This window comes from uncultured Desulfovibrio sp. (assembly GCF_944324525.1).
Lineage (GTDB): Bacteria > Desulfobacterota > Desulfovibrionia > Desulfovibrionales > Desulfovibrionaceae > Desulfovibrio.
This window is the reverse complement of the sequence record NZ_CALUWS010000067.1, coordinates 1-10,740: the sequence shown is the minus strand read 5'-3', so window position 1 is coordinate 10,740 and position 10,740 is coordinate 1. Positions and strand designations below refer to the sequence as shown.

General features: G+C 67.4%; 8 protein-coding genes. 4 read left to right on the top strand and 4 right to left on the bottom strand.

Annotated elements, in window-relative coordinates:
* Together Q0K12_RS11735 and Q0K12_RS11730 are read right to left on the bottom strand one after the other, a co-directional pair.
* A partial coding sequence (locus tag Q0K12_RS11735) for a hypothetical protein (protein ID WP_297263158.1) occupies positions 1-204 on the bottom strand: 204 nt, incomplete at its 3' end.
* Positions 205-314: 110 nt separating this feature from the next.
* On the bottom strand, positions 315-1,889 hold the full coding sequence (locus tag Q0K12_RS11730; RefSeq protein ID WP_297263157.1) for a lysylphosphatidylglycerol synthase domain-containing protein: 1,575 nt from the start codon (positions 1,887-1,889) through the stop codon (positions 315-317).
* A gap of 398 nt (positions 1,890-2,287) precedes the next feature.
* On the opposite strand from Q0K12_RS11730, the gene greA reads away from it, so the two are divergent.
* Positions 2,288-2,782, top strand: a complete 495-nt coding sequence (greA, locus tag Q0K12_RS11725) for a transcription elongation factor GreA (RefSeq protein WP_297263156.1) — start codon at positions 2,288-2,290, stop codon at positions 2,780-2,782.
* 407 nt (positions 2,783-3,189) lie between these two features.
* Here greA and Q0K12_RS11720 read toward each other — a convergent pair whose 3' ends face one another.
* Complete coding sequence (locus Q0K12_RS11720; RefSeq protein ID WP_297263155.1) at positions 3,190-6,012, bottom strand: glycosyltransferase; 2,823 nt, start codon at positions 6,010-6,012, stop codon at positions 3,190-3,192.
* Between the two features lie 197 nt (positions 6,013-6,209).
* On the opposite strand from Q0K12_RS11720, the gene Q0K12_RS11715 reads away from it, so the two are divergent.
* Genes Q0K12_RS11715 through Q0K12_RS11705 form a run of 3 tightly spaced genes read left to right on the top strand, consistent with a single transcriptional unit; the run spans position 6,210 to position 10,329 of the window.
* A complete protein-coding gene (locus Q0K12_RS11715; protein WP_297263154.1) occupies positions 6,210-7,523 on the top strand; it encodes a cyanophycin synthetase in 1,314 nt (437 codons plus the stop codon).
* Entirely contained in the window at positions 7,520-8,932 is a 1,413-nt protein-coding gene (gene selA / locus Q0K12_RS11710; protein WP_297263153.1) for an L-seryl-tRNA(Sec) selenium transferase, read from the top strand. Before Q0K12_RS11715 ends, selA begins: the two co-directional genes overlap by 4 nt.
* Positions 8,929-10,329 (top strand): aminopeptidase, encoded by a 1,401-nt coding sequence (locus tag Q0K12_RS11705; protein WP_297263152.1) that lies wholly within the window; start codon positions 8,929-8,931, stop codon positions 10,327-10,329. The genes selA and Q0K12_RS11705 overlap by 4 nt, the downstream gene beginning before the upstream one ends.
* Before the next feature lie 18 nt (positions 10,330-10,347).
* Here the strand turns inward: Q0K12_RS11705 and Q0K12_RS11700 are convergent.
* A partial coding sequence (locus tag Q0K12_RS11700) for a hypothetical protein (protein ID WP_297263151.1) occupies positions 10,348-10,740 on the bottom strand: 393 nt, incomplete at its 5' end.

The window sequence follows — 10,740 nt, the reverse complement described above, 5'->3', positions numbered from 1 at the left end:
TGTGCCGCCATACGGTCTCTCCTCATTGTAAGTGAAGAGATTATAACATGTTTTTAATTTGACGGCACTATCTAGAGCATTTTCCGTTTGAAGCGCTTCGCGTTTCAAACCATACGGCCAGGCGTTTCGCGAAAAAAGCGCAGTTTTTCCGTTCACTTTGGGCCGGGTGGAGCTGCCCGCCGCCTCGCAATTTATCTGTTTCAAAGATAAATCCCTCTAACGTCTGACAGGCGCTTTTTTTATACAAAACGACGGCCCCCGGCATCAAGCCGGGGGCCGTCCTTATCTTTCTTCTCGCTTACGCGCGCCGCTCGTTACGCGTCGCCCGCCGTCTGCGCCTTGCGTTCGCGTCTGCGCTTATGGCGGCGCAGGCTCACGCGCCACAGCCAGCCCACGATGACCAGTACGGCGATGCCCGCAAAGCCGAGCAGCACATGCGGCGCATTGAAACCCTGATCGAAGCCCCAGCGTTCCGCCCGTTCCCAGTGCGGCGCGTAGACGAACCAGCCCAGCGCGAAATTGACCACCAGCACCCCGAAGGCGGCCCCCAACCAGTACAGGGGGATGGGCTCCTCCCAGAAGAAGGACGAGCGGTAGAAGCGCCGCCGTCCCAGCACCACGGCCAACAGCACCACGGCGCTCATGAGAGCGCAGCCCCAGGAAAAGGCGTTGAGCAGCGCCCCGATGATGCCCACCAGCAGCGCGCCCGCCGCCAGGAAATAGGCCCGCCGCTGCCGCCGCTCCAGCCCGTAGGAGGCAAAGAGCAGCGTCGCGCCGGCAAGCGCGCAGACGAAGTGCCCGGCTCCCATGACCGCACGCGGCAGGATCTCGCTCATGCGCGCCAGCACCGCGTCCCGGACAGGCAATGTCATGGACACGAGCAGAAAAACGCCCGCCGCAAAAGTCAGGTAGGCGGAAACGGAATGCGAGACGGCGGACAGCCAGCGCCCGGCCTCGCGCAGCATGTTGCGGCTCTGGCGGGCCTCGTAGACGGCCAGCAGCACCGCCGCCGCCAGCAGGGGCAGGATGTAGTAGATGAGGCGGAAGAGCAGCACCGCCGCAAAGACGGCCTGCTCGCGCGGCGTATGCGTCAGATGCAGGATGACCAGCTCAAAGACCCCCACCCCGCCGGGGATGTGGGTCAGCACCACGGCCACTTGCGCCATGAGGTAGCCGGGCAGGAACTCCAGGAAGCTGATGCCGAGGTCATGCGGCAGCAGCACATACATGCAGGAGGCGGCGGCGATGAGGTCCACCCCGGCCACGACCATCTGGGCCACGGCCAGACGCGGCGCGGGAAAGACGAATTCCTTGCCGAAGACATGGATGGGCTTGCGGATGCGGAAACAGAGAACAAGATAGATCACCGCCACGGACAGGAGCAGCACGCCGAGGACGCGGATATCCTTGATGGGCATCTTGGCCAGCAGCTCGTCCGGGATGACGGGCGGGGCCACCAGAAAAATGAGGCCGCTCAGGCCCAGCGCGCCCACCCAGAAGGTGACGGCCAGCATGAGCACCAGCCGCACGATCTCGGAAAAGGAGAAGCCCCAGGCCGAATAGAAGCGGTACCGTACCGTGGTGCCGCCCAGCAGGGCCCCGAAGTTGTAGCTGACCGACTGCCCCACGAGCGAGACCAGCCCCACGCGCGGCAGGGGCAGGCTCTTGTGGATGGCTTTCAGGGCCAGCCAGTCGTAGCCCACGAGGATGAGGTAATTGATGATGGTCAGGAAGATGGAAAGACCGATGCTGAAATAGGAAACCTGCTCGATGCTCTGCCGGATCTCTTCCAGGCTGTAGGCCTTGAGTTTCTGGTAGAGAAGATAGATGGCCAGCAGGAAAAGACAGCTGATCAGCACAGGGCCAAGATAGCGCAGATATTTTTTCATGGCGGCTCGAAGGGAACAGGTTGCTTTGTATTCCTCCTCGGTTAGCGTATTTTCCCGTCTTTCGCAAGCAAGCGCGGCTGCCGCGTGCGCATGCGCTTCCCTTTTCCCCGGGAGTCTCCTCCCGGCGGCTGAAGCGCCGCGCCCGGCGGCCGCAAAGGCTTGACCGCCGCCGCCGGAAAGCATATGGTGCCTTCACCAGCGAAGTTGTCCGCCATGCCTTGGCGGACACGTTTTTTCTGTCCGTGCCGAAGCCGCCCCTGCGGCTTTGGGCACTTCTTTTTTTGAGCCGATGCCGTCCGGTTCCCGGTATCAATGGCAGCCCCGCGCTGCCCCGTTACCTGTAACGCCGCTCCGCAGCGGCCATGCACGCCGCGCTGTGCGCGCAAGGGAGGAATGTTATGGCTGTCACCACCATCCCCATCACGACACAGGGCTACAAGAAGCTGGAAGACGAGCTGGCCCGTCTCAAGAGCGAGCGCCCGCAGATCATCCAGGCCATCAAGGAAGCCCGCGAAGAGGGCGACTTGCGGGAAAATGCGGGCTATGACGCCGCCCGGGAACGGCAGGGCATGACCGAGGCCCGCATCAAATACATCGAATCCCGTCTTGCGCTCTATCAGGTCATCGATCTGGACAAGCTGAGCGGCGACAAGGTCATTTTCGGCGCCACCGTCGAAGTGGAGGACGTGGATACCGAGGAGAGCCGCACCTATACCATCCTCGGCCCGGACGAGGCCGACCCGGCCAAGGGATCCATCTCCTTCCTGTCGCCCGTGGGACAGGCCCTGCTGGGCAAGGAAGTGGGCGACGAGGTCAGCGTGGACATCCCGCGCGGGCGCGTCACTTACGAGATCGTGGACATCTCCTTCCGCGGCTCCTCCGTGCTGGGCTAACGGCCCCGGCCTGAACGGCACGGCAGGCGGACACCCCTCCGCTCTGCTAATGCCGGATACGGCGCGGATCATCCCGCATGCTGCCGTCCGGATGCCGTCAGGAAGATCCGCATCGTTCTTTTTGTCGCGGCGATCGCAAGACAGGGCCCGATCCCCTGTATGTCCCGCGCGAAAAAAATCGCCTCCGGTCAGACCGGAGGCGATTTTTCGTTAGGGCATTTCCCGTTTGAAACGCTTCGCGTTTCCCATCATACAGCCTGTCGTTTCGCGGAAAAAACGCGGTTTTTCCGCTTGCTTTGGGCCGGACGACGCTGTGCCGCCGCCTCGCGTTTTGCTTTTCAAGGGCAAAACGCGCAAAAGCCCGCGTTTCCGGCGGGAGGCTCAGACCTCCCGCCGGAAAGAACGCATCAGAGAGGCAGACGCCAGCCGTTGTCGAAGGACGCGCCGAGCTGGCGGTTGCGGATGGGGCTGCGGCGGATGTCGTCGCCCCAGCGGTCCTTGAAGCGCTGCAGTATCTGCTGGTAGGCGATGTAGGATTCCCGCGTCTCGGCGGCGCGCAGGGTCCCGCACTGGGTGCCCGAACCTTCCTGGATGGCGATCTGCGTCCGCACGGCAAGCGCATCCTCGGCATGTTCGCCCAGCAGCGTCCACTGCGCCCACGGGCTGGCCAGGGTCTTCAGGCGGCGACGGGCGGCCCCCAGGCAGAAGTCCGCCCCGGAGAGCGTGCCGAAGTTTACGTTGAAGCCGTTGCGGTCCAGATAGAGAGCACGCCGGAAGGCCATGCATTCCATGGGCGCGGCGATGCTGGGCCGGGTCAGCAGCAGCTGTCCCCAGGCCACATGCCGCAGCAGTTCGCGCGGCATGCCGCGCATGAAGGCAAAGGGCAGTCCGCCCGCGCCGGGAGCCAGTCCGGCGTTCCACAGCGCGCCGTCACGATGGATGATCCCCCCGGCTACGGCCACATCGTCCCGCATGGCCTGGATGAGAAGCTGCTCGGGACGGCAGCCCGGCAGCGGAGCCAGGGCGGCATCGAGGAAGAGCACCAGCTCGCCGGACGCCGCCTGCACGGCGGCATTGCAGCCGCCCGCCCAGTTGGTGGCCGGAGGCAGGGCCTTCCAGTCCGCGAACGGGGCGCGGCTGGGCTCGTCGATGGAGACGTCCACCGGCTGCCACAGGATCTCGCAGGGCCAGAGCGTGGCGAGTTCCTCCAGCGTCCGCCGCAAGGCGGGGGAAACGGCCACGCCGGGGCGGGCCAGCAGCACCACGCTGGCTTGCGGGGCTTTTTCCGGCAGCGGGCGTCCCAGACGGAAGAAGTTGGTCAGCCCCGCCCCGCAGATCTCGTCCTGCCGCCCGCAGCGGGCCAGATGGTCGGCCAGGGCCCGGCGGGAGGCCTCCTCCACGCCCTTCTTGGCGCCCACCTGACCGGCGCAGCTGCCGGGATGCACGCGCCAGTGGTAGAGGATGGACGGGATGTGCCCGATCTGCCGGTCTTCCAGGGCATCGGTCACCCGCAGGATGAGGTCGAAATCCTGCGCTCCGTCGAAGCCTTCGCGGAAACCGCCGCCGGCAAGGAGCGTTTCCCGCGCGAAGGCCGAGAGGTGGCAGGCGTAATTGCCGCCTTCGATAAGGTCGCGGTCGAAGCCGGGCTTGAAGAAGGGATTGCGCCGCACGCCCGCGGCGTCCATCTTGTCCTCGTCGCTGAACAGGTAGCGCCAGTGCGGCTGGGCGGCCACGGCATCGGCCACCTGCGCCAGCGCGTCGGGGGCCAGCATGTCGTCGTGATCCAGCAGCGCCGCCCACGGCGCGTCCGCCAGTTCCAGCGCCCGCTGCGAAGCGCGGGCGATGCCGCCGTTCTTCTCCTGCCGCACAAGGCGGATGCGCGCATCGGCGTCTTTCAGGCTGTCCAGCAGCTCGCGCGTCTCCTGCCTGTCCGAGGCGTCATCCACCATGCAAAGTTGCCAGTCCGCGTAGGTCTGCCCGAGCACGGAATCCACCGCCGCCCGCAAAAAGGCCGGATCGGTGTTCCAGACGGGCATGAGCACGGACAGGCGCGGCCTGGCGGCGCCGGTCTCCACGGCGGACGCCTGTCCCACAGCGGCGGGCGTCTTTCCGGCGGCAGCGGCCCGGCGCGGTTCTTCCTCCAGCTCCAGCCAGGCGTCATAGGTCCCCGGGCAGGCATCCAGCGAGGCTTCATACATGTCCTGCCGCCGCAAAGCCTGCATGGCCGGCACGAGGCAGTCCGCCCGGAAGGCCGCCGCATCCCATGCCGCCAGCGCCGCCTGCATGGCGTCCAGCCCATGCCGGCCGGCAAAGGCGCGCAATTTTTCCGCCCGCGCGGCATACCACTCCGCCGTATGCGGCAGGCAGTCCGGCAGCGAGCGGCACAGCGCCAGCAGCCGGGCTTTTTCCGCCGCCGGGGCGCTCTCCACGCTGCGGGCCAGCAGGGCGGCATCCCCGCTGGCGCGCCAGGCAAAATAGCTTTCCTGCCACGGGGCCGCCGCGTCCACTTCCGGGGCCAGCTGATCCACGGGGCCGTCCACCAGCCAGCGGCTCACGCCGCAGGCCAGCCCGTCCGCCGCGCAATGCGTATGGATATCCTCGGCGACGGAGCAGGCCAGACGCCCGCGCGAGACCAGGCTGTTCCACAAGCCGACCACTTGCAGCGGCAGCAGGATATCCGTCAGCTCCGCCTGCGCTTCCGGCTCCACGGCAAAGAAGGCCGCGCCTCCCCCCTTGTGCTGCGCGGCCAGACGCAGACAGAGATCCGGCCCGGCCAGCAGCGGATTGAGCTGCTCCGACAGGCCGCCCAGCGCCACGAAGGCCTCCCGCCGCAGCAGCAGGGACTGCACGGGGGCCAGCACGCAGCGGTGCACGCTGCGGACCGGAGCCGACGCCGCGTCCCGCCCTTCGTACAGGGCGCACAGCCCGCCGTCGGCCGTGACGGCCATCCCCGCCATGGCGTTGATCCGCCTGCCGTCCAGCGTGTACGTCCAGACGGGCGACACCCCCACGCAGGCCGCATCGGCTTCAAGGCGTCCTACCAGGCGCGGCAGCAGGCCTTCCGTCGGAACGAGGGCATCGCTCCAGATAAGGCAATAATGAGTGGATGCGGCACGTACGGCCGCATTGAGCGCCGCCACGTCGGTACAGATCTGCACCACGGCTCCTCCCGTGGCCCTGACCAGCTCCTCGCGGCGCGGCGATTGCGGGTCGGCGGTCAGCAGAAACACCGTACAACGGGCGGCGACGTCCCCAGCCGATAATGTGGGAATGATTGTGCTTTCCATAAGGGCATGCTAGGTCAGCCCGATGCGGAAAGCAACCGGCAAGACGGATTTTCCGCCCCGTGGTCTCCTGCGGCACGGAACCGCGTTTTTTGCCGTCCTGACAGTAGCCAACGCCCCGTGTTTTCTGGCATACTCTCCCCATGCACACCACCTTTCCCTCTTTTGCCCAGGTCATCGCCCATCTTGACGCCCGCGGTTTCTTCCATATGGAGCTGGGCTTGGAACGCATGGAGCAGGCCCTTGCCCGCCTCTTCCCCACTCGCCCTCCCCTCGTCTGCGTGCAGGTGCTCGGCACCAACGGCAAGGGTTCCACCGCCGCCTTTCTGGACAGTCTGGCGCGCAGCCACGGCCTGCGTACCGGGCTGTACACCTCGCCGCATTTCGTCTCCCCGGCCGAACGCATCCGGCTGGACGGCGTGCCCCTGCCGGAGGACGACTGGCCGGCTCTGGCCGATGAGGTCTATGCCGCCTGTCCCGAGCTGACCTATTTTGAATTCCTGACCGTGCTGGCCCTGCTGGCCTTCGCCCGTCACGGCGTGCAGCTGGCCATCCTCGAGGCCGGCCTCGGCGGACGCCACGACGCCACCACCGCCTGTCCGGCCGACGCGCTCTGCTATGCGCCCATCGCCCTTGACCACGCGGCCATCCTCGGCCCCACGCTGGCCGACATCGCCGCCGACAAGGCCGCGGCCATCCGCGACGCCGCCCCTGTCGTCAGCGCGCCGCAGTATCCGGCGGCCCGCGCCGCGCTCGAAGCCGCAGCCGCCGCCCGCGGCGCGCCGCTGACCTTCGTGGAGCCGCTGCCGCCCGCCGTGCCGCTCGGTCTGGCCGGGCCGCATCAGCACGTCAATGCCGCCGTGGCGCTGGCCGCCTGGCGCGCGCTGGCCCCGCGCTTCGGCCATGCCGCCCTGCCCGCCTCCGCCGCGCCCACGCCCGCCGAGGCCGCCGGTCTTGCCCGCGCCTTCATCGCGGGCCGCCTGCAATCCCTCCCCGCCTGCGCGGCCCACCCGCCCCTGCTGCTGGACGGGGCCCACAATCCGCACGGCATGCAGGCCCTGGCCCGCCATCTGCGGCGGATGGGCCAAAGACCGCGCTGCGCCATCTTTTCCTGTCTTGCCGACAAGGACTGGCTGCCCGCGGCGCGCCTGCTGCAAAAGGAACTGGGGGACATCCCCCTCCTCGTGCCGCAATTGCACAACGAACGCGCCGCCGAAGCTTCCGCCGTGGCGGCGGCCTGCAATGCGGGCCGGGCATGCCCCACGGCCCGCGCCGTGCCCGATGTGGCGAGCGCCCTTGCCGCTGCGCGCGAGGCCGTTCCCGCCACGTCCGGGAGCGGCGCTCCGGTGGTGCTCTGCGGCTCCCTCTACCTGCTGGCGGAGTTCTTCAGCCTTTTCCCGCACTACCTGACGCCGCCGGCCGCCCCGGCTCCCGACCTCCCGGAGGTTTCCGCATGAATCAGCTCTTTCGCTGCCTGCCGTCCGTCGATGTCTGTCTGACGGCCCTGCTGGAGCGCGCGCCGGAGCTGCACGCGCAGCCCCGCCCCCTGCTGCGCGAAGCCGTTACCGTCTACTGGGACAGGCAGCGCGAGGATATCCGCGCCGGACGCGTCAGCGAGCCCGAACAGCTCGCCCTCGACGCGCATCTGCCGCTGCTGCTGGCCCATGTGCGGGCGGCGCTGCGGCCCCGCCTGCGGCCCGTCATCAACGCCACGGGCGTGGTGGTGCACACCAATATGGGACGCTCCGTCCTTGCCCCGGAAGCCTGCGAGGCCGTTTTGCGGGCCGCGCAAGGCTATTCCACCCTGGAGCTGGACCTGAGCACCGGCGGGCGCGGCTCCCGGCACGCGCTGGTGGAGGAGCTCATCTGCCGCCTCACCGGCGCGGAGGCCGCCATGACGGTCAACAACAATGCCGCGGCCGTGCTGCTGGTGTTGGACACCTTCTGCCGGGGCGGCGAGGTCATCGTCTCGCGCGGCGAACTGGTGGAGATCGGCGGCAGCTTCCGCATCCCCGAAGTCATGGCCAAGAGCGGCGCCAGCCTGCGCGAAGTCGGGGCCACCAATCGCACGCATCTGCGGGACTATGCCGCGGCCATCACCGAACAGACCCGCGCCCTCATGCGCGTGCACACCTCCAATTACCGCATCGTGGGCTTCCACAGCGCCGTGCCGCTGGAAGAACTGGCCGCACTGGCCCGGCAGCACGATCTGCCGGTCTTTGAGGATCTGGGCAGCGGCAGCCTCACGGACTTCAGCGCCTGCGGCCTGCCCAACGAACCCACCGTGCCCTCGGTGCTGGCCGCCGGGGCCGATATCGTCACCTTTTCGGGCGACAAGGTGCTGGGCGGCCCGCAGGCCGGCATCATCGCGGGCAGCCGGGAGCGCATCGCGGCCCTCAAGGCCAATCAGCTCACCCGCGCCCTGCGCTGCGACAAGCTCACGCTGGCCGCGCTGGAGGCCACCCTGCGCCTCTACTGCGAGCCGGAGCGGGCACGGGAGCGCATCCCCACCCTGCGGATGATCTTCCAGCCCGCCGAAGCGCTGGCCCGCGCGGCCCGGCGTCTCGCCGCCCGCCTGCGCCGCGAACTGGGCGACGCCTGCCGCATCCGCCTGCGCGAGGACGTTTCCCGCGTGGGCGGCGGCGCGTTCCCGCAGTATGATCTGCCCACGACCCTCGTCTGTCTGGAACCGGCCGTCTGTTCCGCCGTCGAGCTGCGCCGGCGTCTGCTGGACGGTGATCCGCCGCTGGTGGGACGGATGGACGAGCAGGGATTTTGCCTTGACCCCCGCACCCTGTGCGACCATGATCATGCCCGCGTGGCCGCGCTGTTGCGCGCCGCGCTCACAGAAAGGATACAGCCATGAAGAAGAACACACCCGATATCGCCTACACCCCGGAAAGCGCCTGGAAAACCTATGCCGCCACGGCCACCCGCCGCAAGGAGATGGAAAGTTTCGCCAAGCGCTACATCGACTTCCTTTCCGCCTGCAAGACCGAACGCGAGACCATAGCCTATGTGCAGCGCCGCCTCGCGGAAAAGGGCTACGGCGAGAATCCCAAGGACGGCCTGTTCCTGCGCTCCTTCCGCGGCAAGGCCCTCTTTGCCGCCCGCCGGGGCCGCGCGCCCCTGTCGCAGGGCCTGCGCCTCATCGCGGCCCATGCCGACACGCCCCGGCTGGACTTCAAGCAGCGCCCCTTCATCGAACAGCCCGGCGTCACCCAGGCCAAGACCCATTATTACGGCGGCATCCGCAAGTATCAGTGGCTGGCCCGGCCTCTGGCCCTGCGCGGCGTCGTCAGTCTGGAGAACGGCAAGACGCTCTCCATCGCCATCGGCGACCGGCCGGGCGATCCGGTCTTCACCATCGCCGACCTGCTGCCCCATCTGGCGCAGAAGCAGTCCTCCCAGCCCCTGAGCGAAGCCTTTGAGGCGGAAAAGCTCAATGTCATCCTTTCCCACAGCCCGGCCCCGCGCGCCGGACGCACGGCAAAGGACGACGAAAAGGAACCCCTCAAGAGTTATCTGCTCCAGTTGCTGCACGACAAGTACGGCGTGCGGGAAGAAGACTTCATCTCCGCGGACATGCAGGCCGTGCCCGCAGGCCCGGCCGGTTTCGTGGGGCTGGACAAGGCCCTCATCGGCGGCTACGGGCAGGATGACCGCATCTGCGTCTTCACCGCGCTGGAGGCCCTGCTCGGCGCGCGTCCGGGCCGCACCGCCCCGAATATGGCCGTCATCTTCTGGGACAAGGAAGAGATCGGTTCCGACGGGGCCACCGGCGCGTCCTCGCGTTTCCTGCAATACTGCGTGGAGGACATCGCCCGCGCCTGGGCCCCCTCTTTGCCCGTCTCGCAGGTGTTCATGAACACGCGGGCCATCTCCGCCGACGTGACCGCCGCCTTTGACCCCGATTTCCCCGAAGTCCACGAGAAGCAGAACGCCGCCCAGCTCGGCTATGGTCCCTGCTTCAGCAAGGTCGGCGGTTCGCGCGGCAAATACGGGGCCAGTGAGGCCGATGCCGAATTTCTGGGTGAGCTGCGCGGACTGCTCAACGCCCGCGACATCCCGTGGCAGGTGGCCGAGCTGGGCAAGGTGGATCTGGGCGGCGGCGGCACGGTGGCGCTCTTCCTTGCCGCCTACGGGATGCACGTCATCGACTGCGGCCCGGCGCTGCTCTCCATGCACAGCCCCTTTGAGCTCTCCAGCAGCGTGGATCTTTTTGCCACGTTTGAGGCGTACCGCGCTTTCTTTGAAGGCTAAGCGGGGGAATTTTCCTCTTTATATCGCCGACTGGCGACCGCTGCCCCGCATCAGGGGGGTGGTCGCCTTTTCTTTTTCCGTCGCTGGCTTGCGGCTTCGGCCCGGCGTCCGGGCTTGGTCGCCTCCCGGCGGCATCCGCTTTTCTTTTTTCTTTTTTGCCGCTGGATTCGGCTTCTGCCCGGCATCCGGGCTTGGTCGCCTCCCGGCGGCATCCGCTTTTCTTTTTTCTTTTTTGCCACTGGATTCGGCTTCGGCCCGGCATCCGGGCTTGGTCGCCTCCCGCCGCGCAGGCGACCGCGCCCGGATGCTGGGCAGCAGCCGCCAGTCAGAGCGACAAATAAGAAAAAAGCTCCTTCCTCTCAGGAAAGAGCGTACAGACGGGAGAAATGCCCCATACAGAAAAAGGCTTCC

What these genes read in the sequence shown, in the direction of transcription:
- Q0K12_RS11730 (WP_297263157.1), bottom strand. Translation starts at nt 1,889, where the DNA reads ATGAAAAAATATCTGCGCTATCTTGGCCCTGTGCTGATCAGCTGTCTT.
- greA (WP_297263156.1), top strand. Translation starts at nt 2,288, where the DNA reads ATGGCTGTCACCACCATCCCCATCACGACACAGGGCTACAAGAAGCTG.
- Q0K12_RS11715 (WP_297263154.1), top strand. Translation starts at nt 6,210, where the DNA reads ATGCACACCACCTTTCCCTCTTTTGCCCAGGTCATCGCCCATCTTGAC.
- selA (WP_297263153.1), top strand. Translation starts at nt 7,520, where the DNA reads ATGAATCAGCTCTTTCGCTGCCTGCCGTCCGTCGATGTCTGTCTGACG.
- Q0K12_RS11705 (WP_297263152.1), top strand. Translation starts at nt 8,929, where the DNA reads ATGAAGAAGAACACACCCGATATCGCCTACACCCCGGAAAGCGCCTGG.